The following is a 21,287-nucleotide window of genomic DNA, read 5'->3' as shown; positions in this document are numbered from 1 at the left end:
GTCACCGTTTAAAGACGTGGCTATTAAACAAATTTATTGAAATAAACTCAATACCGAGCAGTTGCATTCATTTCCCCAAAATAGCCCAGTGCATTTCATGCAATGGCACCACCTTTTTTGCTGCGCCCAGCTTAATGGCTTCCTTGGGCATACCGAACACAACACACGTAGCTTCATCCTGCGCCACCGTGGGAGCACCAGCGTCCAGCATTTCTTTCAGGCCGCGTGCACCATCGTCGCCCATGCCAGTCATGATAATGCCGGTGGCATTTTTTCCTGCAAACTTGGCCACCGAACGGAAGAGCACATCCACTGACGGGCGGTGGCGATTAACCAAGGGCCCATCCACCACTTCAACATGATAGTAAGCACCACTGCGCTTAAGAAGCATATGCTTACCACCGGGAGCAATCAGAGCAAGACCTGGAATAACGCGATCGTTATTTTTTGCCTCCCTCACTTCTATTTGGCATAGACCGTTGAGGCGTTCGGCAAATAATGCAGTAAATCTTTCCGGCATATGCTGCACGATAACAATGCCGGGGCACACTCGCGGCAATGCTGTCAGCACGGCTTCCAGAGCCTGTGTACCACCGGTCGACGTACCAATGGCAACAATGCGTTCAGTTGTTTGCGCCATGGAGTGAGCAGTAGCTGCAGGGAGAATCGCATCGGCATTAAGTTTCCCGGCCACTTGCGGTAACGGTGTTGCTGGTCTGACCTGACGCCTGACATTGGCCTGAGCAGCCGCTCTAACTGCAGCCACCAGATCGTTAGATGATTCCTGCAAAAAACTTTTCAACCCGACTTTGGGCTTGGTAATAATTTCAACTGCTCCCGCAGCAAGCGCCTGCATGGTGGTTTCCGCACCTTTTTCCGTGAGCGTAGAACAAATCACAACCGGCGTGGGATGTTCGGCCATAATTTTTTTAAGGAAGGTGATGCCGTCCATGCGCGGCATTTCCACATCCAACACGATCACATCCGGCCATTCACGAGTAAGCTTCTCCATGGCAAAAATAGGATCAGACGCTGCACCAATTACATGAATGTCTGGCTCCTGATCCAATACCGCCTGCAATACCTGTCGCACCACAGCAGAGTCGTCAACTAATAAGACTTTAATTTTTTTCATTTATTTATGCTCTTTAATCATGCTTGAATAACACCCGGTTTGCGTACCCAGACATTACCGTTGTTAATATCAAATACAATCTGGCGATGACTCGTCCCTCCCAAATCTTCGGCTGTAACCACGAAGCCGTGTGCGGCTACAAGCGAGCGGGCAATCGTTATATTTTTGCAAGATATGTTCATGCATGCATTGATGCTATCGATGCAGCCATTAGGATCACACTGGTTCTTTTTTTTTATACCGGGAAACATGTTGCCTGCCCCAAATAATTTCACGGTATATTCTGAAGGGTGTGTTTTTGCCGCACGAATTTCCTGCGCGAACATTTGCATGGCTTCCTTTGCGTAGCGGCCATCAAGAGAAGTCGCCGCAGCATTTTCCCGGGAAGGCAGCAGGTAGTGACACATGCCACCGATCAGTTTTGTCGGGTGCCACATCGTGATCGAGACACACGATCCAAGAAGAGTGCGAAGACGGGTGTTCGTGTCACCGAAATAAAAATCGCCAGGCTGCAAGAATATCTCAATGACATGCTCAGACGGCTTCATGGCTTGCGGTATATAGACGGGGAAACTAACTTTAGAATATCGGTAATCCCGTTGAGGCTTTCAGAATGACTAACAATAAAATATCCGTCTGGCTTCAACAACGGCAACATGCGCGCTACAACTTGGCGTTTTGTATCCATGTCGAAATAGATCATGACATTACGCAGAAAAATAACGTCAAATTCACCCAGCTTTGGTAACGCTGTATTCAGGTTAATTTGCATGAATTGCACGCGACTGCGCAGGCTGCGCTCAATCATAAAAGTGCCTTCCTGGGAGCCTGTACCCTTCAGGCAATACTTAGAGAGCAGCGGCTGCGGAATGTTATGTGCCCGCTCCATGTCATAGTGGCCAGAGCGGGCTTTTTCGAGAACACGAGTGCTAATGTCGGACGCGACAATTTCCCAAGGGGTGCTGGACAAACCATCGGCAAGTGTCATAGCAAGACTGTAGGGTTCCTCGCCAGATGAGCTGGCTGCACTCCACAAGCGAAATGTTTTGCCTACTTGTGCCTTGGGCAAAACTTGCTTTTTCAAAAAATCGAAATGTTTTGGTTCGCGAAAAAAATAGGTCTCGTTGGTGGTAAGCAGGTCCAATGCAATCTGCAATTCCGCCGCTTCTGCATTCTGAGTAATCAACCGGAAATAATCACCATAGCTGGCCAGTGCATGATGCTTCAGCCGCTTGGATAAACGACCTGAGACCAACGCTTTCTTTGCGTCGGAGAGACTAATTCCGGCAGTACGGTGTAACCATGAACGGAACTGGTTAAATTCGTCATCTCTTAAGGTTTCGGTATTCATAGTTTTATCGTTCTACAGTTTGTTATAAACGTTTGGCTTACTTAAAATGGGCAAAACCACTCGAGTAGAGGGTACATGATGGGCTAAGCTTAGTACGGTTAGACGATCGTAATCGTTTGCATCCAAACTGCGCTTACTTCTACCGCTCCAATATATATTACATGCACTCGCATTAACCAGCCCGATTCACAACAAGATTCCCACCCTTGAAAAACCCCATAACTTGCTGTAACAAATATGCCTGGTTGTGAACCTCTTCTGAGGTCGCGGCTAACTCCTCAGACGCCGAAGCATTTTGTTGCGTGATCTGACTCATCTGCGACATAGCAGTATTAATCTGGGCCGCACCACTTGATTGTTCTTCCGAGGCGGCGGTAATCTCCTGTACCAAGTCTGAGGTTTTATTGATTGCCGGTACCATTTCATGCAACAACCTGCCTGCCGACTCGGCTTTCTGCACACTCCCAGACGCCAGTTCGTCGATTTCCTTCGCTGCAATCTGGCTACGCTCGGCCAGTTTGCGCACTTCCGCCGCCACCACAGCAAAACCTTTGCCATGTTCACCAGCACGTGCAGCTTCAATGGCAGCGTTCAAAGCTAGTAAATTAGTCTGATAGGCAATATCGTCCACGATACCAATTTTGCTTGCAATTTGTTTCATCGCAGCCAATGTTTCTGTGACCGCCTTTCCTCCATCGACCGCCTGTTTGGCCGCTTGCATGGCCATGCCGTCGGTAACCTTGGCGTTCTCGCTGTTCTGCGAAATTGAAGCGCTAATCTGCTCAACTGAAGCAGAAGTCTCTTCCACACTCGCCGCTTGTTCACTAGATGATTGGCTCAGGCTTTGCGCCGTCGCACTCATTTCTTCAGAAGCCGATGACAGCACGTTAGTGGCACCACGAATATCAGAAACAATGCTAGCGATGTTTCCGGCCATGGTATTAATCGCATGCATCAGACGTCCAATCTCAGTATGATTACCCGCCGATTTCAGCAACTGAACGTCCCCAGAAGCAATCACTTGGCAAGCACGCACCGCATCGTCAAGCGGGCGCAACAATTTGTAAAGCAAGGACCACCATATCAACCCCACAGCTGCCAATGTGGCGGCAATAATCATGCCCAACCACACTGTAGCGGCACCCCCCGCCGTCCCTTGGCTCATCTGTAACAGCCGCCCCCCGCCCAAGATAACGACCATGCCAATAAAAATACAAGCAGCCGATATTCGAGCCTTGAGGCTCATTTCACTGATAGCCGCCAAGCAACCGCGCCAGCCGGTTGAAACAATTTGTCCTTGTTTGACCGTGATACCTCTCGCGGTTCCGTCACGAAACTGGCGGTAAACTCGCTCCGCACGTTCCACCTGCGCACGGGTTGGCTTTGTGCGCAAGGACATGTACCCGGTAATTCGTCCATCTTCGTAAATAGGGTTGGCGTTCGCCTCTATCCAGTAGTAATCGCCATTCTTGCACCGATTTTTGACCATCCCGCGCCATGGCTTTCCGTCTTTCAATGTTTTCCACAAATCCGCGAAAGCCGCTGGCGGCATATCTGGGTGACGCACAATATTATGATGGGTACCCATTAAATCTTCCGCCGAAAATCCACTAATCTCCATGAAAGTGCTGTTGACGTAAGTAATTTGTCCCTTGATATCCGTTTTTGAAACGATGTATTCACCGTCTTTAAGATGGCGCTCAACGTTAGTTACTGGCATGTTTACGCGCATAGTATTTCCCCTATTTAAATGTATAGCATTGTTCAGCCACAAAGATTTCTTTCAACTTTGTGAAGAACGCCTAACCTTCACATATCGGTCCTGTCGCAGTGTTTTTTAACACTGGCGATAGGGCATCTACAATCAGTAATCAACCACCTTCACTAACTATAGTGGTCAGTTATTGCCGCTTATACTTAACATTTCGGAACTTACCTCTCTCCCGCTTGCCCCTGAAAGCATAGCCATTTCATCAACTGACAACACACGATCAGCGTTGAGTATGATGACGAACTGGCCATCCACTTTACCCATACCACTAATAAAATCAGCCCGGATTCTGGCGCCGAAACTCGGTGCCGGCTCAATGTCAGCAGCAGGTATTTCCAACACTTCTGATACCGAGTCCACTACTACTCCGACATCCTGTTTTTCATCATCCGCTTCAACTTCAATGATGACAATACAGCTACGCCGCGTGACTTCGGATGCAGTGCGGCCGAAGCGGGCCGACATATCTACCACCGGTACCACTGCACCCCGCAGGTTAATCACGCCGCGAATAAAATCGGGCATCATCGGTACAGTGGTAAGGTTGCCATATTCAATGATTTCCTTGATGCCAAGGATACTGATAGCGAACATCTCGCCACCGATCAAAAAAGTTAGATATTGCCCCTTTTCCTGCTGTAAAACAGCCACATGAATTTCATTTTTAGCTAGTGCACCCATGGCTATCTCCTATTAAAATCGAGCAAATTCAGCTTCATTTGGGATACCGGCAAGGGCGTGCATAGCGGCCTTTGCCTTGGCCGGACGCATAGGTTTACTATTAGATACCACCACCTTATTCACGACAGCCTGACGTTGTTGGTTGCCAGTGATATTCCCAACCTTAAAGAACCCCATCGTCTGTTGCAGTTGTTCTGCCTGACCGCTCATTTCTTCAGCGGTTGCAGCCAGTTCTTCGGATGCGGATGCATTCTGCTGGGTGATCTGACTTAACTGACTCATGGCGGTATTGATCTGGCTCACACCGGAAGATTGTTCTTCCGATGCGGCACTAATCTCTTGTACCAAATCAGAAGTCTTGTTAATGGAAGGCACCATTTCGTCTAACAGCTTGCCAGCCTTCTCCGCCATCTGCACACTGCTGGAGGCCAACTCGCCAATTTCCTGCGCCGCTACCTGGCTGCGTTCTGCCAGTTTACGTACCTCTGCCGCCACCACTGCGAAACCTTTTCCATGCTCGCCCGCACGTGCTGCTTCGATAGCGGCATTGAGCGCCAGCAAATTAGTCTGATAGGCAATATCATCAATGATGCCGATTTTTTTGGCGATTTCCTTCATGGCAGATACTGTTAGCTGCACTGATTCGCCACCCTCGGTAGCTTCCTTAGCAGCTTTGCTGGCCATACCATCTGTTACTTTGGCATTTTCAGTATTCTGATTAATGGAAGCACTCATTTGCTCAACCGATGCACTGGTTTCTTCCACACTGGCTGCTTGCTCGCTGGTGGCTTGACTCATGGATTGGGCGGTCGCGCTTACCTCTTCAGAAGCGCTAGAGAGACTATCTGAGGCACTGCGTACTTCGGTGACAACCTGCGACAATTTGCCCACCATGTTTTGCATAGCGGCAAGCAGTTGGCCGGTCTCATCTTTAGAAGTCACTTCGATATTTGCAGTCAGATTTCCTTCAGCTAACTGATTCGACACATTCAAGGCGACAGTCAACGGCCTGGTAATACTGCGTGTGACCAGGAAGGCGATACCTGCAGCTAATGCCAGCGCAATCGCCACCAGCGCCAGCATCATGTTACGTGCCGTGTTGTAACTTTCGGCGGCATCCTTGACGGCCGTAACCACCAACTCATTCTGAAAATCGAATAATTTATTCAAGCTGGTTTGATAAGCGCCTAGAATGGGCCGCAATACATTAGTCAAATATGCCCGCGCCTCATCCTTTTTCCCTTCATTAATAATATTTATCAATACCTTATAGGCATCAACATATTTTGTTCGGGCATCCAAAGCTTGCTGCAGCATCTCCTTTCCTTTCGGTAGGATAATTATCTTCTGCAATTTATCTACGTTTTCTCCAATTTTATTCTTCGATTCAATAATTTTTCCTTCTTGTTTCTTCATATCATCGTGACTATCAGTGAGCAGCATGTTTCTTAGCCCGATAGCAATGGCAGTAGTTTCGCTCTTGATATCCGTCACGATACCCATTTTTAAATATCTATCATTAACGACAAGATTCAACATATCGTTTTGTTGCGAAAGCCGCGTAACAGCTAAGGCCGCAATGATTACCAGCAAAAGCACCACCAGGCCAAAACCTGATCCCAAACGCATCCCTATTTTCATATTTTTAAACATTATTTATTCTCCACGTGATTATTGTAAGTAAGATTTGTAAAATGTAGTAACACGATAACTAATGAGTGAGTTGCCTGGTTGAAACATGCTGAGATTCCCGATTAACGGCCTGTTGAACCAACGATGGCACATCCAAAATTAACGCCACTTCGCCGCTACCGAGTATGGTGGAACCACTAATGCCGCGCAGGGTACTGAATATCTTGCCCAAGGGTTTTATTACAGTCTGGAATTCGCCCATTAACTCGTCTACTACCAGCCCTGCTTTTTGGCCTGCACAGGTCACCACGACTACATTTTCGCGCCGCGCTCCAGCACCTTCGATTTCGAAATGATCGCGTAGCATTACAAAAGGTAACACCTCGCCGCGTAGATTGAGATAACTGCGTTCCTGCGTCGACTGACGATCTTTTTCGGTCAGCTCAATGCATTCCTGCACCATGTCCAACGGAACGATATAGCTGGATTTGCCGACACCAACTAAAAAGCCGTCGATAATTGCGAGCGTAAGCGGCAAACGAATACTGACTGTAGTGCCCTGGCCTACTGCACTATCTAGACTCACAGTGCCGCGCAGTGCAGTGATGTTGCGTTTGACCACATCCATCCCCACGCCTCGACCTGAAAGATTGGTTACGGCTTCTGCGGTAGAGAAACCTGCCTCAAAAATCATGTTGTAAATCTCCTGATCAGGAGGCGTAACGTTAGGGGCAATCAGGCCGCGATCCCTGGCCTTTTGCAGAATTCGATCACGGTTAAGACCACCTCCATCATCGACAATCTCAATCACGATGCTGCCCGAATCATGAAAAGCGTTAAGCCGCAGCGTACCTTTGGCTGATTTCCCCTTTGCCTCTCGAATTGAAGCCGACTCGATACCGTGATCCATGGCGTTACGCACCAGATGCATAAGTGGATCTCCAATCTTTTCCACAACGGTCTTGTCCAGCTCGGTATCTGCACCGGTAATTACCAGTTCAATGTCCTTGCCAAGCTCGCGGCCAACATCACGTACCACACGCTGAAAACGGTTAAAGGTTTCACCAATAGGAACCATGCGTAGACGCAACGCGCCATCGCGTATTTCCTCCACTAACCCCGACATCACTGAAGTAGCTTCCTGTAGTCCGTTATCGCTAACGCGCTGGGCAAGTAAACTTACCCCCGCTCCAGCTATAACCAATTCACCCACCATATTGATCAATTCGTCCAGCTTGTCAGCATGCACGCGAATGTAACGATTTTCCTTATTTTTACTATCTTTGGACTGAGTTTGCTTATCCAGCGCGGCTTGTACTACTTCATGTTCGACCGAGCGTTGATCCACCAAAATTTCACCCAGCGGCGTTGTAGAGCCGTCTGAACGAGCGGTAGTTTGCTGTTCGCTTAACCCATCTTCCAGTTCCTGTTGGGTGAGCGCACCTGTGGTCACCAGGATTTCGCCCAAGCGCGTTTCACTTTCCGGTAACGTACGAATTAATTCGATGTATTCCGTCAGCTTGCTATGCGGCGGCAAAATATGGATAAGACTACCTTCTCGCGCGAATTCGAACACTCCCGCGATAGTCGTCTTATCCGCATCCGATTTAAAGTCAATTTCAAAACCGAGATAGCACGATTCCGCGTCCATTTCATCGGCAAGCGGCAAGGCATCGAACATGGTAGTAATGGAGACGATTTCTCCAAGAGTGGACAAATAACGGAGGAAAGAAAGTGGATCCATTCCATCTCTCATTACGTTCTGGCCGAAGCGCAATGAGATGTGCCAATTGTCCGTCTCTACCAAACCACCACCGCTGGATTCCAGTGGGATTTCTGCTTTTATTTGAACAGCATGATTTATCTTGGAGCTATCTTGATAAGCCTGCAGCCGAATACGCAAACCACTTTCCCGGGCAATCGCTTCTGAATCCAATTGCTCGCCTTGGGCGGCAACAACGTTAACCAGGTGCAACATGTGATCGCCGCTTTCGAGCAATACCGCGATCAGATTGGCCTCAATAGCAACGTCTCCATCGCGTACTCGATCCAGCACATCTTCAACAATATGAGTGAAACTGACAATAGGATCTAATCCGAACAAACCGGCTGATCCCTTGATGGTATGCGCGGCGCGAAATATAGCGCCGATCGTGTCGACATCACTCGGATCCACTTCAAGCCGCAACAGCGAATCTTCCATCTCTTGCAGTAGCTCGCGTGCTTCGGCGATGTATGTTTGCAGTGCTTGATCGAGATTTATGCTCATTTTATTGTCCTTTGTTCTCATTACAAGAAAGCACCACCGGATCGCCGAAATAAGACGCCAAGTTACACATATCCAGCACATCCAGCACGGCACGACTGTGCCCGATTAACCGCAGGCTGGTACCATGCTTTTCAGCTTCGCGCTTAGCCAGGATAAGAATTTGCAGACCCGCACTATCCATTTCACTGACCTCTGACAAATCAATTTCTCGCTCGCACGGTTGAACGATGTGGTTCATCAATTCATCCTTCATTTCAGCGGCAGTGTAGATAGTCATGTCACCCTCAATATGCAGTAACGACTGCCCATTGTTATTTTTTGAACTGATAGGCATGGTATTTCCTTATGTAGTTCTGATTGCCAAGTGCTAAGGCAATATCAATTTGGCCACGGCAGTCAACATTTGCGCTGGCTGGAACGGTTTAACCACCCAAGCCTTGGCACCAGCTGCTTGACCTTCCTGTTTTTTTCCTTCCTGAGACTCGGTGGTGAGCATGATGATGGGCGTGAACTTGTAGTTAGGCAGTTTTTTAACTTCCTTGACGAAAGTAATCCCATCCATGTTGGGCATGTTCACATCGCTGATAATCAGATGGATTTTTTGCCCATTAAGTTTTGTCAGTGCATCCTTACCATCACACCCCTCAATCACATCGTAGCCTGCCCCTTTTAATGCGATGCCGACGACCTGTCTCACACTTGCAGAATCATCAACTATTAATATTGCCTTACCCATACTCCCTCCTAAAAAAATGTAATTTCTTGTTTCACGGCCGCGCTGGATTGAGCCCCGCGATGAGTGTGCACTTGTTCCTGCGTGGCATAGAGCGATTCCATCTCGGCTAACCATGCTTTGATATTGATGTGCTTAACCGGAATGGACGCCGCCCTGTCCTGCTTGTATTGCTGCAAATGCTGGTGCAACTTTTCCATGTTGTTGCGTACATGAACCAGTATCTGGCTGACGCGATCCTGGAATTGAAGTGAAACCAGCACGTCGGATAATTCATCGCGAATACCTGCACTTTCCTGCTGTAGCAGTTCCGCAGAGCCTGACAAATTCGAAGTGACGTTATTAAAGCTTTGCAGAACCTGTTGAATAATCAATTCAGAACTTGCGACTGACTTAAAATCATGTTCGGAAGAGCTTTCCGCAATTTTGAATACGCTGGTGATGGCGTTACTGATAATATCAACGGTACCTGACATTTTTTTACCGGTTTCACTGGAAAGGCTGGATAGCTTGCGGACTTCGTCCGCCACCACAGCGAACCCGCGTCCTGCTTCTCCGGCACGTGCAGCTTCGATCGCGGCATTTAAAGCAAGCAAATTTGTTTGAGCAGCAATCTCCGCTACCTTAACGGCCATGGCTCTCAGTTCACCGGTGTAATCAGTGAGGCTTCTAACTTGTTCCAGCATATCGTTGCGACTATGCTGCGCTTCCCTGATAGAATCAATCACACTGGTCAGCGATGACTCACTTTGTGTCATTACTGCCAATGCCCCACCCTCCGCATCACCTGCCATGTTACCCGCAGCGCTTTGCGATGCACGTACCGATGCCTCCAGTTTTGCATTAATGCCGACAAAACGATTGGCCAAGTCCATGATGGCTGTTTCGGTTTGATTACGAGTGGTTTCGACTTGCCTGGACCAGATAGGCACCACCTCCGTGCATACCTCTTCCAAGCCACCTACACCGGCATTCGCAAGCTCGATTTCAAATCTTGCTTTGGCATTGACCATCTCTTGTGCTACGGCTAACTTAAGCAAGGTACGATGACGGCGAACACCCCACTCTCCAGCAACCGCTGATATTCCGATCAGAACGACAGCAGACACAATATTAGCCCACCCCATCCCACCCACAATAAGCAACAGTGAGACACCGGCAATACCAATTCCTAAAGCCATTCCCCAACAAAATGTTGCTGTAGCTTTATGTGCTGTCGAATTAATTTTTTGCACTGCCATAATTTCGTCCTCCACTTTCTTTTAGCTTTTATTTAAAAATGAAATTCTCAAATATGTAGCGGCAATTTTTAAAGAATCTTTAATACTAAAACAGCACTAAATTATGATTCGTAGAGGTAATTTTTCTAGACGTACACAATGAACAGCAAGAAGCCATAATGCACGGCGACTGAATAGAAGCATCTCTCTTGGGGAAACGTAAATACGCTCATCCTTCTACAGAATCAGGACGAACGGATGCATTTTTTCTGTAAGAGTGCTACTTTATTTTGCGGAAGATTGAAAACTGATTACTACTTTATTTCACATAACACAACTAAAATTGGCAATGTGGAAACTTGAAGGCAAAAGTTTCTACATATAGTTGAAAAGAGACAACCCAGACACAGCCAGAAAAGATTTCTGCGCAGCTTCCAGACTGGTTCTTTGCTGAGTTAGATCACTGATTGCTTTATTTAAATCTACATTCTGCAATTGTGATAATGTCTGTTTGTACTGTACCCCCATACTTTCACCTGCGCTTTGCAGAGCATCCAGCTCCCGCATGCGGGTTCCTAATGAAGCGCGCACTGTCAACACATTATCCATACCACGATCGAGACCATTTAACGCTGTTGCAATCGCTCCTCCCGGTGGAATAGGTGTTCTCAGAGCTGTAATTAAATTGGAGATAGTTTTGAATATACTTTCATTGGTGCTGGGCGCTACGGTGAATGCATCACCACTAGCTGGCGCCCCTGTAACATCAAACTGCAAACCATCAAAACTTATTACTTGTCCGCTGACATAAGGCGTACCCGCTGCGACGGGCACCGGCACCAATGCTCCCGGCGTGGTATTGGTCACACCATAAGTTGTCACACCAGCGACCACGCTGAATGTTACCTGATAGTTATTTCCCGTAAGCAACGTCGGATTAGTAACCGTTCCTGAGCTGACAATGCCATTCCCGACATTCGCAGGTGCCGCCTGGGTAATAAACGTTCCATTGCCATTTTTAATGCGCATAAAAATGTCTGCGCCGGAATCACTGGCCGCCAATTGTCTTGAACTACTAACCTGAATCATGCGTTGGCCATCATCGGTCTGATACTGGACACCCGTATTGCTGTTAGCGAAAGGTTGGGTTTTGCCCTGAAAACCAGAAAACAGGTAATTACCTATTCCATCTGTACTATTTGCCAACGCCAATAATTCTTCCAGATGACCACTCAAATCCGTTGCCATAGTTTGCCGGTCAGAATTATTTAGCACCCCGCTGCCCGCATTGACCGCTAAAGTTCTGACGTTCTGCAGCAAGTTCGTTACACTTTGCAAAACTCCCTCACTCATCGAAGTGGAATTCAGTGCAACATTTCGGTTGGCTGCGTATTGTGAATTAGAAGCGTCCGCTTGCGATACTTCCAGTACGCGAGCTGCAGCAATCGGATCATCTGCTGGAGTAAGGATACGCCGCTGAGTGGAAATCTGCTGTTGTGTGTGCAACAGCTGAGCCTGCTGCTGATTAAGCACATTTACGTTAGCATTATAAAGAGTGTTAGTGCTAATACGCATGGCTTGTTACCTCCCTAAACTTAACAAAGTATCAAACAAAGTTTCGGCAATTTGAATTGCTTTCCCCGCAGCTTGATAGGCACGTTGATAACGTATCAGGTTGGCTGCTTCCTCATCCAGATTCACTCCGGAGACTGATTGTTGTGTTTGAATAAGCTGATTAACCATACTGGTCTGCGCCAGACTGATTGTTTCCAGTTCGCGTGTCTTATTACCAACTTGACTGACCAATTGCGCATAAGCGCCCTGATAAGAGGCAGTTCCACCCGCAATTGTATTTTTGGTTTGCAAGCTCGCCAGCAACAGTGCATTACGATTATCTGCTGCAGCATTGGTATTACTTGCCACCGTGAAAGTATCCCCCGCAGCAGGGGCACCAGTAATCTGCATGGTCCAACCGTTATAGGTGATAGCTGTACCTGCGGCATAAGCCACGCCTGCAACTGGGGAACCCGGTATCCCTACGCCCGTTACAGTGAATGTAGTCGGTGGGCTATCAAAAACAATACTGACTGGCTGCTGCAAATTGACATTGGTAGGAAGAGTTGCATTCACCGTACCCTCGCTAATGCGCCCCGATCCAATGTTAGCCAATGATGCATTAGTACGAATTGGCACCGATGCGGCAATCCTGGAAGGATCACTGATGGCAACCGCAATGTCACGTGCTCCATTTACGGTCGGGCGTATCGTGTAACTATCCCCCATCATTGCTCCCGCAGTGGTGGTGATAGTCAGACCGTCCACTGTTTGTGGCAAAGTAGCAAAGGCGGTAACCGTATTATCCGAAAGACGCGTCAGCGTATAAGCAGTCCCACCGTTAAATCGCAACAAATAATCGCTGCCGGTCAACGCTGAAGAACTAACAACGCTGGCGCTAACAGTAGCGTTGCCTATATTTGCTGCATTCGTATTAACTGCGGGCACAGGCTGAGCAAAGAAATTACCGCCGAGAGTACTATTTAGATCCTGTCCAAGCTTATGCTGTTGATTAAACGTATCTGCCAATACCATGGCCACCCGGCCCAAAGCATTTTGTTCGACATCCAGCGACTCACTGCGGAAAGCTAAAACCCCCCCCATATTGCCACCCTGAAGACTATTTTGCTGCAAGCGAATAACGCTTGCACCTGAGCGATATGCCACATCAATCCTGGAGGGGTCACTAAGCGATTGAACTGCCTGTAAAGTATTTACCTGTTCTCCCACCACCAGTGATTGGCCAGCGCCGATGAATACATTGAAGCTACCATCACTTTGCTTAACGACGTTCGCCTTTATTTCCTGATTTAACTGCGAGATGAGTTGATCACGCTGGTCTAGCAAATCGTTAGGCGCCTGCCCATTGTATGCCGCTTGTGCCAGCACAATATTCTTGTTCATCGATGCAATCTGCTGCGCATAACTATTAATGGCCGTTACGCTGCTGGTAATCTGGCCATTGATGCTGCTATTAATGTCACTCATGCGCTGATTTAATGACTGAAACCGTGATACCAGAGACTGAGCGCTACCCAACATAGATTGCCGTGCGGCTTGCGACTCCGGTGAGCTGGAAACATCATTTATCGCGCTGAAAAATTCCTGTAATGCGGGCGACAGGCCGGCATCGGGATCAGCCAGCATATTATTAATCTGCCCGATCTGATTGGAATAGGTTTCCAATTGATTGGCCTGGGCCTGTCCTTGCATAACTTGATTAGATAGAAATTCGTTATATATTCGTCTGACAGTGCTGACATCTACACCCTGGCCAATAAATCCTGCGCCAGTCGCTTGGGCTAAACGTGTCCCTAGCACGACCTCCTGCCGATTAAAACCGGGGGTATTCACATTGGCAATATTGTGTTCAGTGGTCGACAACCCAATTTGGGCTGCATTCAATGCGCTGACCCCACTCCCGAAAATACCGATTCCCATAAATTCCTTGCCACACTTTACGTGTTTAAACTTATCGTATGCACTCAGCCCAGAATGAAAGATTATAAATAATCATTATTTCTTCCTCATTTGCGAGAAAGAGAGTGCTCCATCTAACCTGAATACTTGCAGGACGTTTGTACAAGTTATCGGCGTCCCAGAAAACTTCTTTAATTGAGCGACACTATCAACTTATCGTATTAATCCGATTCATGACTTTTACCAATTTATCCGCATAATCAGGATCAGTCGCATAACCCGCTCGCTGCAATGCATGTGCTAACTCGGAACTCCCCTGCCCTGACTGCAACACTTGAGCATAACGTGGATTATCTCGTAACAGATGGGCGTAATCGCTGAATGCTTCGGTATAGGATGAGTAGGCACGAAATTTTTCTACCTGCTTGTTTGCTACTCCATTGTGGTACTCAGTAGTGACCACTTCCGCTACCTTTCCATTCCAGTTACCACTAGCCTTGATACCAAACAGGTTGAAACTGGTGCTGCCATCAGGTAGGCGTATCTCCCGTCGGCCCCAGCCACTTTCCAGCGCAGCCTGTCCCATTACCAAATGCGTCGGCACACCGGTTTCCTGGCTCGCTTGCACGGCGTGAGGGGTCATGCGACGCACAAAATCTTGCTGAAGCGGAGTGGATTGAGATGGACTGTTTTTTATCACATTCGCAAGGCTGTCACTATACGGCACAGGCATCGCACTAGCAGTGCGCACTGGCGTAGCCAATACCGATTCTACGCGTGTCTGAGTAACATCAGTGCTGGCTGAGCGGCTCAATTGCTTGATCATGATGTCAGCCAAACCCACTCCTCGGCTGGACATGCTCTGCACCAATTGCTGATCCAGCATTCCGGTAAACATTTTGGTCTGCTCACTATCAAACATGCCGTCTTGCGGTGTAGCTTCACGCATGGATTTCAGCATCATATTCATAAATACTGTTTCGAACTGTTGCGCAACCAGTTTTAATGCCTGGTCGGGCGATTGTTTGGCCTGCATCCGCAGCTTGTCCAAACTTTGCGCACTCACCGCCAAGCTGCCGGAAACATCGGCCCTACCGGAAATATCACTTGGATTGATCATTGTCAGTATCTCAATGAATTAAAAGTTCTAAACCCGATAGACAGTTGGTGCAACCCAAGTGTGTCGCGTGATGTTCATTAAATAATCTCAAGTTCCGCGCGCAACGCTCCGGCAGACTTCATCGCCTGTAAAATAGCCAGCAGATCCTGCGGAGTTGCGCCTATCGAATTCAGCGCCTTCACCACTTCGCCCAATGACACGCCTTTATTCAACATGACCAATCCTCCTTTATCGGATTGAATGTCGATTGTAGATTTAGCGACCTGTACTGTTTTGCCTTGGGAGAATGGGTTGGGTTGACTCACCGAGATATCAGTATTAATCACCACAGTCAGATTACCGTGTGAGATCGCGCAATTATCCAACGTCACCATTTGATTCATAACGACCGAGCCGGTGCGTGCATTTACGATCACGCGCGCCCCACTCTGCGCAGGGTCAACCTGCAAATTTTCGACCTGCGAAACGAAAGCCACACGCGCACTGCCTGTTGGCGCGCGCACTTGGATAGTGCGACCATCCAATGCAGCAGCAATTTCCGTAGACGGCGAGAGTGCAGAATTAATTGCAGCGGCAAGGCGTGTTGCAGTAGTGAAATCCATGGTGTTTAATTCCAGATGGATGAAATCGCCTTGCCCCAATACTGTTGGCACGGATCGTTCTACTGTTCCCCCACCAGGAATGCGCCCGACACTCAAGTGATTGACCTGCACTTTGGCATTGCCCGCTGCCGCCCCCACACCACCAACCAGCAAATTACCCTGTGACATCGCATACACCTGACCATCTGCACCTTTGAGTGGCGTCATTAAAAGTGTTCCTCCGCGCAGGCTTTTTGCATTACCCATCGAAGAAACGGTGACGTCTATAGCCTGTCCGGGACGCGCAAATGGTGGAAGCATTGCCGTCACCATTACTGCCGCCACATTTTTTAATTGTAGGGTGATATTAGGAGGCAGACTTACTCCCATTTGCGTCAACATACTGATCACGCTTTGAACGGTGAATGGCGTTTGTGTGGTCATATCACCACTATTATCCAGACCAGCAACCAAACCATAGCCAAGTAACTGGTTTTCTCGCACACCCTGAATGCTGGCGAGATCCCTGATGCGCTCAGCGTATGAGACAGTAGGCGCAGCAACTAACAGTATCAGTAATATTATTTTGGCAATTTGGATAATAATTCGTAATATATCCATCGCATTAGCCTTTTTCAAAACGGCAATACAGACAAAAAGGTGCGTCCCAGCATGCTCATGATTACAGCCATATCAATATGATTGGCACCTTTGTATTCAATATGTGCATCCGCCACTTGTGTGGATTGCACGGTATTGCTGCCAGTTATGGTGTACGGATTGACTACACCGGAAAATCGAATATATTCATTCGCTTGATTAATCGCGACCTGCTTCTCACCACTCACTAATAAATTGCCGTTTGTTAACACTTCAACCACAGTCACTGTGACGGTTCCAATAAAGGTATTGTCACCAGCATTATTACTTTTATCAGTCAAACTGCCGCTTGAGCTGCTAGCAAGCCCTATGCCATGCATCGTTAAATTGGCACCGGGAAGTTGTGTGATACTCGGCGTTTGTAAAGACATACTTCCTTTATGTTCTGCGCCGCTAGTTGATTTTCCGGCAGCTGAAGTCGTTTCTGAAATGATAATAGTGAGAATATCACCCAGGTTACGCGCGCGTTTTCCTTCATACAACGGTCGCTCATTCTGCCCGACCTGAAAGATGGAACCGTTATCCGCTCCTGCTTTTTTATCGGGCGCGCGTGCTGTCATCGGCTGATGGATATTGGTCGAAGGAGTATGCGCACATCCTCCAAGCACCAACATCACGCTGCACATAATCCAGCTAGACAAGTTCCGCATCACGCATTTCACTCCACTTACATCTGCGTTAATTTTTGCAACATTTGATCGGAAACCGTGATTGCCTTGGAGTTGATTTCATAAGCACGCTGCGTCTGTATCATATTAACCAACTCCTCCACTACGTTGACATTAGAGGTTTCCACATAGCCCTGATTCAGTAGTCCGGCGCCATTAGTGCCCGGCACATTGGTGTTAGGCGTTCCAGACGATGCAGTTTCTACATACAAATTTTCTCCTTGGCTTTGCAGGCCAACCGGATTAATAAAAACAGCCAATTGCATGCTGCCGATCTGCACGGGCGTCGCGACCCCGGCCTGCGTCACCGACACCGTGCCGTCGCGAGCTATGGTGACGTTGGTGGCATTGACAGGAATCGTTAAAGCAGGCTGCACTACAAAGCCGCTAGAAGTCACCAGTTGTCCCTGGCTATCAGTCTGAAATGATCCGCTGCGTGTATAAGCCGTCGTACCATCCGGCATTAATACTTGAAAAAAACCCGCGCCCTGTATTGCTATATCAAACTGATTGCTGGTTTGTTGCAGATTACCCTGAGTTTGAATACGCTCCGAGGCAGTCGGACGCACGCCAGTGCCGATCTGCAAACCAGATGGAATCTGGGTCTGCTGCGAAGATTGCGCACCAGGCTGACGAATAGTCTGATACAGCAAATCCTCGAACACCGCACGCGAACGTTTGAAACCGGTGGTGCTAACGTTCGCAAGATTGTTAGCGATTACGTCCATCTGGGTTTGCTGTGCTTCCAGTCCCGTTTTAGAAATCCATAAAGAACGTATCATGGTCACTATCCTTTCAAAATTTATAGGAGCGCGATTAGTCGCGCCGAAATCAAGCGTTCATGCTGAGTAATTGACTCGCCTGCCTGGCGTTGCTGTCAGCGCTCTGCAGCATCTTCATCTGCATATCGAACTGCCGTGCCAGCGTAATCATGTTTACCATTGCTTCTACCGTATTTACATTGCTACTTTCCAAGTTACCGGGAGCGACGGTCACCGCTATATCAGCCACGACAGGCTTACCATCCTGGGTACGAAACAAGCCGTCGTCACCGCGTACCATCTGCGCTTCTGGCGGATTCACTAATTTGATCCGCCCAACCACCACAACCTGATTAGGAGGCATTCCGGTAGGGACGGTGGAGATAGTGCCATCCTTGGCTACGGTCACTTCGGTATTGGGCGGAATCGTAATCAAGCCCGTATCACCTGCCACATTCAAGCCGGTGCGGGTCTGCAGAATACCTCCAGGAGTAACGTGGAAACTACCGTTACGGGTATACGCCTCACTGCCGTTTTCCAGTTGCACGGCAATCCAGCCTCTGCCCTGTACCGCTATGTCCAAATTGCGCCCGGTTGGCTGCATGACCCCTGGTGAAAAATCGGCACCCGCCGTGGAATCCACCACGAAAGCACGCGTCGGCAAACCTTCGCCAACCAGTGGCACTGCACGAAATGCACTAATGACAGCACGATAACCAGGCGTATTAACGTTGGATAAGTTTTGCCCTACCGTCGCTTGCTGTTGCATCGTGTGCGATGCCCCACTCATGGCAGTATAAATAAGCCTATCCATCTTCTTCTCCTCAGTTAACCAACCGTCAGCTAACTACTTAGCGCAGATTGGTAATGGTTTGCATCATTGCATCCTCCGTCTTGATGGTTTGCGCATTAGCCTGATATACACGCTGCGCCATAATCATATTCACCAGCTCGGCGGTCAAATCCACGTTAGAGTCTTCCACTGCGCTTGACTGCACCACACCTAAACTTGAAGTGCCCGGCGTACCTACCAATGCTGGGCCAGAACTAGCAGAAGCAATCCATTCATTGTTGCCCACTGGCTGCAGGCCCTGCGGATTGGCAAAGTTAGTGAGCAAAATTTGTCCCAATGCCTTGGATTGCCCGTTGGTATAGCGGCCCACAATCGTACCGTCCGCACTTGTGTTAAAACCACTCAACTGTCCGGATGCATAGCCATTTTGCGTCAGTTTATTCACTGCAAATGCCGCACCGAATTGCGAAGAAGAAAGAAAATTGAACGTCAAAGGCTGAGGAGTAGTCGAACCTGTTGCATAAACAATACCAGGTACGCTGACTATGCCTGTCGCTGGGGTAATTAGCGCACCGGTTGTATTAAAGGTTAAAGTAGGAGATGTCCCTAGCAAGGTATTCGTTGCAGTCGCAGCGGTTCCATCCAGACCTAAACCATCCACGGTCATATGAACATCCCAAGTATTTACAGTCGCATTCTTCACAAAATACGTAGTCGCAATATGGCTATTGCCCAAACTGTCATATAACGTCAATGCGGTAGAACTATTATACGAAGTTGAATCAATCGCGCTAAAAACTGACGTAGTAGGCACTGTCATACGAGAATCCAAATTTACGCCAACCGAAGACGTGGAACTCGGCAGCGGAGTAAGTGACTGCGTAGACACTTGCAATGGCACTGCACTGCCCAGCGAAATGGCTCCCGTCAACGGATTAGCCGCGAAACCGGTTAACTTGTGACCCTGTGCATTTACTATAAAACCGTTTTTGTCCAATTGAAATTGGCCATTCCGGCTGTAAGCTATCGCACCATTATTGTCCAGTTGATAAAACCCTTGGCCGCTAATCGCTATATCCAGCGGGTTGTCAGTTACACTGATATTCCCTTGTCCAAACTGTTGGGCTACAGTTGAAACTTTAGTGCCAATCCCTGCTGCCAATCCACCTGAGCCACCCAAAGTGCTGGCATACACATCCGCAAACTGCGCTTGTGATTGCTTAAAACCAACGGTACTCGCGTTAGCCACGTTGTTACCGATTACGTTCAGATTCTGAGCCGCAGCATTTAATCCGCTTAATCCTTGTTGAAATCCCATGACACTCTCCTCACATTAGATAATTTGCTTTACTGCAGACATCGGAACACTACCAGCCGACCCCACATCCAGAGTAGCTCCATTTGTTCCCGGGGTTACAGCATTTACCATGCCAAAGGTCAAAGCATTAGCGTCAATCTTATTGCCAGCCAGCATTGCTTCCACCGAAAATTTATACGTTCCATTTGCAGCAGCTGTACCCGCGTCTGTCTGACCATCCCATACCAGTGGTGTCACACCAGCTTTCTGCGCACCCATTTGCATGGTACTCACCGTGTTACCCGCAGCATCCTGTATCAGCACCTTTACGCTGTCAGCGGGTTGAGTCAGTTCAATCCCACCAATTGCCTTGCCATCTTTCAAGGTAATCGCCGAGCCTGCAATCAAAACCCCATGCCCTATCATGCTGGTGGCTGATAAAGACTGCCCCATGGACATGCTGTCGCTTAATGCCTGCAAAGTGGCATTAAGCTTGTCAATGCCGCTTACCGTACTAAGCTGCGCCATCTGTGATGTCACCTGCGCGTTATCCATCGGATTCAACGGATCCTGATTTTTCATTTGGGTAACTAACAGTTTCAAAAATCGATTCTCTGTAGTAGCTACACTGCTTTCAGTATTCGACGCAGCATTTCTCTTGGCATTAAGCGAAGAAATAATTGCGGAAGTGGAACTGGTATCTTGGGTTGAGCTAATCATGGCTTATCCTTTCGTTACTGGCCTATGGTCAGAGTTTTGAGCAACAAACTCTTGGAGGTATTCATCACCTCCACATTATTTTGATAGGAACGCGAAGACGAAATCATGTTCACCATCTCTTCCACCACATTGACATTGGGCAGCGTGACATAGCCTTTTTCATTGGCCATTGGATGCTTGGGGTCGTACAGCATTTTCATCGGTGAAGCATCTTCCACCACCCCTGATACTTTTACCCCGGCACCCCCTCCATCTCCCATCGGCGTGGCGCTAAACATCACCTGCTTGGCACGATAAGGCTGGCCATTGGCACTAGTCGTACTATCGGCGTTGGCCAGATTGCTGGCCACCACATTCAGACGCTGTGACTGCGCTGTCATGGCAGAACCCGAAATATTAAAAATATTAAATAACGACATAA

Annotated in this window: 19 protein-coding genes and 2 pseudogenes; all 21 read right to left on the bottom strand. The window is 48.2% G+C overall.

Annotation, left to right across the window (positions count from 1 at the left end):
* Positions 1-67 precede the first annotated feature (67 nt).
* Positions 68-1,135, bottom strand: coding sequence for a protein-glutamate methylesterase/protein-glutamine glutaminase (locus W01_RS02175; protein ID WP_173051997.1), 1,068 nt, complete (start codon positions 1,133-1,135; stop codon positions 68-70).
* A 17-nt stretch (positions 1,136-1,152) separates the two neighbouring features.
* Positions 1,153-1,650: a chemotaxis protein CheD gene (locus tag W01_RS02170; RefSeq protein ID WP_242007016.1), complete on the bottom strand. Its 498-nt coding sequence runs from the start codon at positions 1,648-1,650 to the stop codon at positions 1,153-1,155.
* Positions 1,651-1,679: 29 nt separating this feature from the next.
* On the bottom strand, positions 1,680-2,486 hold the full coding sequence (locus tag W01_RS02165; RefSeq protein ID WP_173051995.1) for a CheR family methyltransferase: 807 nt from the start codon (positions 2,484-2,486) through the stop codon (positions 1,680-1,682).
* Between the two features lie 205 nt (positions 2,487-2,691).
* Positions 2,692-3,630 (bottom strand): annotated as a pseudogene (locus W01_RS14615) (methyl-accepting chemotaxis protein); the annotation flags it as partial.
* 261 nt (positions 3,631-3,891) lie between these two features.
* Positions 3,892-4,206: pseudogene (locus W01_RS14610) on the bottom strand (PAS domain-containing protein); the annotation flags it as partial.
* Positions 4,207-4,383: 177 nt separating this feature from the next.
* On the bottom strand, positions 4,384-4,938 hold the full coding sequence (locus W01_RS02155) for a chemotaxis protein CheW (RefSeq protein WP_173051993.1): 555 nt from the start codon (positions 4,936-4,938) through the stop codon (positions 4,384-4,386).
* A gap of 12 nt (positions 4,939-4,950) precedes the next feature.
* Positions 4,951-6,591, bottom strand: coding sequence for a methyl-accepting chemotaxis protein (locus W01_RS02150; RefSeq protein ID WP_173051992.1), 1,641 nt, complete (start codon positions 6,589-6,591; stop codon positions 4,951-4,953).
* Between the two features lie 58 nt (positions 6,592-6,649).
* A complete protein-coding gene (locus W01_RS02145; protein ID WP_173051991.1) occupies positions 6,650-8,839 on the bottom strand; it encodes a chemotaxis protein CheA in 2,190 nt (729 codons plus the stop codon).
* Position 8,840: 1 nt separating this feature from the next.
* Positions 8,841-9,173: an STAS domain-containing protein gene (locus W01_RS02140; protein WP_173051990.1), complete on the bottom strand. Its 333-nt coding sequence runs from the start codon at positions 9,171-9,173 to the stop codon at positions 8,841-8,843.
* A 33-nt stretch (positions 9,174-9,206) separates the two neighbouring features.
* Complete coding sequence (locus tag W01_RS02135; RefSeq protein WP_173051989.1) at positions 9,207-9,575, bottom strand: response regulator; 369 nt, start codon at positions 9,573-9,575, stop codon at positions 9,207-9,209.
* An 8-nt stretch (positions 9,576-9,583) separates the two neighbouring features.
* Positions 9,584-10,813 carry a methyl-accepting chemotaxis protein gene (locus tag W01_RS02130; protein WP_198421320.1) on the bottom strand — a complete coding sequence of 410 codons (1,230 nt, stop codon included), beginning with the start codon at positions 10,811-10,813 and terminating at the stop codon, positions 9,584-9,586.
* A gap of 354 nt (positions 10,814-11,167) precedes the next feature.
* On the bottom strand, positions 11,168-12,367 hold the full coding sequence (gene flgL, locus W01_RS02125; RefSeq protein ID WP_173051988.1) for a flagellar hook-associated protein FlgL: 1,200 nt from the start codon (positions 12,365-12,367) through the stop codon (positions 11,168-11,170).
* Between the two features lie 6 nt (positions 12,368-12,373).
* The gene (gene flgK / locus W01_RS02120; RefSeq protein ID WP_173051987.1) at positions 12,374-14,287 is read right to left on the bottom strand and encodes a flagellar hook-associated protein FlgK; all 1,914 of its coding nucleotides are present in this window, start codon (positions 14,285-14,287) and stop codon (positions 12,374-12,376) included.
* Between the two features lie 187 nt (positions 14,288-14,474).
* A complete protein-coding gene (gene flgJ / locus W01_RS02115) occupies positions 14,475-15,386 on the bottom strand; it encodes a flagellar assembly peptidoglycan hydrolase FlgJ (protein WP_242007015.1) in 912 nt (303 codons plus the stop codon).
* Between the two features lie 77 nt (positions 15,387-15,463).
* Positions 15,464-16,588: a flagellar basal body P-ring protein FlgI gene (locus W01_RS02110; protein ID WP_173051986.1), complete on the bottom strand. Its 1,125-nt coding sequence runs from the start codon at positions 16,586-16,588 to the stop codon at positions 15,464-15,466.
* Positions 16,589-16,602: 14 nt separating this feature from the next.
* On the bottom strand, positions 16,603-17,277 hold the full coding sequence (locus tag W01_RS02105) for a flagellar basal body L-ring protein FlgH (RefSeq protein ID WP_242007014.1): 675 nt from the start codon (positions 17,275-17,277) through the stop codon (positions 16,603-16,605).
* Between the two features lie 17 nt (positions 17,278-17,294).
* On the bottom strand, positions 17,295-18,077 hold the full coding sequence (flgG, locus tag W01_RS02100) for a flagellar basal-body rod protein FlgG (RefSeq protein WP_173051985.1): 783 nt from the start codon (positions 18,075-18,077) through the stop codon (positions 17,295-17,297).
* 49 nt (positions 18,078-18,126) lie between these two features.
* A complete protein-coding gene (locus tag W01_RS02095; RefSeq protein ID WP_173051984.1) occupies positions 18,127-18,870 on the bottom strand; it encodes a flagellar basal body rod protein FlgF in 744 nt (247 codons plus the stop codon).
* 37 nt (positions 18,871-18,907) lie between these two features.
* Positions 18,908-20,167, bottom strand: a complete 1,260-nt coding sequence (gene flgE / locus W01_RS02090) for a flagellar hook protein FlgE (protein WP_173051983.1) — start codon at positions 20,165-20,167, stop codon at positions 18,908-18,910.
* A 15-nt stretch (positions 20,168-20,182) separates the two neighbouring features.
* Positions 20,183-20,866 carry a flagellar hook assembly protein FlgD gene (locus tag W01_RS02085; protein ID WP_173051982.1) on the bottom strand — a complete coding sequence of 228 codons (684 nt, stop codon included), beginning with the start codon at positions 20,864-20,866 and terminating at the stop codon, positions 20,183-20,185.
* Positions 20,867-20,880: 14 nt separating this feature from the next.
* A complete protein-coding gene (gene flgC / locus W01_RS02080; protein WP_173051981.1) occupies positions 20,881-21,285 on the bottom strand; it encodes a flagellar basal body rod protein FlgC in 405 nt (134 codons plus the stop codon).
* Positions 21,286-21,287 lie beyond the last annotated feature (2 nt).

Origin of the sequence: Candidatus Nitrotoga sp. AM1P, from assembly GCF_013168275.1 — a bacterium.
Taxonomy (GTDB): Bacteria; Pseudomonadota; Gammaproteobacteria; order Burkholderiales; family Gallionellaceae; genus Nitrotoga.
The sequence above is the reverse complement of the archived record's forward strand: the minus strand, read 5'-3'. Positions and strand labels throughout refer to the sequence as shown.

Bases quoted from the DNA above. Each gene is read 5' to 3' on its own strand.
- W01_RS02175 (WP_173051997.1), bottom strand. From the start codon at position 1,135: ATGAAAAAAATTAAAGTCTTATTAGTTGACGACTCTGCTGTGGTGCGA.
- W01_RS02165 (WP_173051995.1), bottom strand. From the start codon at position 2,486: ATGAATACCGAAACCTTAAGAGATGACGAATTTAACCAGTTCCGTTCA.
- W01_RS02155 (WP_173051993.1), bottom strand. From the start codon at position 4,938: ATGGGTGCACTAGCTAAAAATGAAATTCATGTGGCTGTTTTACAGCAG.
- W01_RS02150 (WP_173051992.1), bottom strand. From the start codon at position 6,591: ATGTTTAAAAATATGAAAATAGGGATGCGTTTGGGATCAGGTTTTGGC.
- W01_RS02145 (WP_173051991.1), bottom strand. From the start codon at position 8,839: ATGAGCATAAATCTCGATCAAGCACTGCAAACATACATCGCCGAAGCA.
- W01_RS02140 (WP_173051990.1), bottom strand. From the start codon at position 9,173: ATGCCTATCAGTTCAAAAAATAACAATGGGCAGTCGTTACTGCATATT.
- W01_RS02135 (WP_173051989.1), bottom strand. From the start codon at position 9,575: ATGGGTAAGGCAATATTAATAGTTGATGATTCTGCAAGTGTGAGACAG.
- W01_RS02130 (WP_198421320.1), bottom strand. From the start codon at position 10,813: ATGGCAGTGCAAAAAATTAATTCGACAGCACATAAAGCTACAGCAACA.
- flgL (WP_173051988.1), bottom strand. From the start codon at position 12,367: ATGCGTATTAGCACTAACACTCTTTATAATGCTAACGTAAATGTGCTT.
- flgK (WP_173051987.1), bottom strand. From the start codon at position 14,287: ATGGGAATCGGTATTTTCGGGAGTGGGGTCAGCGCATTGAATGCAGCC.
- flgJ (WP_242007015.1), bottom strand. From the start codon at position 15,386: ATGATCAATCCAAGTGATATTTCCGGTAGGGCCGATGTTTCCGGCAGC.
- W01_RS02110 (WP_173051986.1), bottom strand. From the start codon at position 16,588: ATGGATATATTACGAATTATTATCCAAATTGCCAAAATAATATTACTG.
- W01_RS02105 (WP_242007014.1), bottom strand. From the start codon at position 17,277: ATGCGGAACTTGTCTAGCTGGATTATGTGCAGCGTGATGTTGGTGCTT.
- flgG (WP_173051985.1), bottom strand. From the start codon at position 18,077: ATGATACGTTCTTTATGGATTTCTAAAACGGGACTGGAAGCACAGCAA.
- W01_RS02095 (WP_173051984.1), bottom strand. From the start codon at position 18,870: ATGGATAGGCTTATTTATACTGCCATGAGTGGGGCATCGCACACGATG.
- flgE (WP_173051983.1), bottom strand. From the start codon at position 20,167: ATGGGATTTCAACAAGGATTAAGCGGATTAAATGCTGCGGCTCAGAAT.
- W01_RS02085 (WP_173051982.1), bottom strand. From the start codon at position 20,866: ATGATTAGCTCAACCCAAGATACCAGTTCCACTTCCGCAATTATTTCT.
- flgC (WP_173051981.1), bottom strand. From the start codon at position 21,285: ATGTCGTTATTTAATATTTTTAATATTTCGGGTTCTGCCATGACAGCG.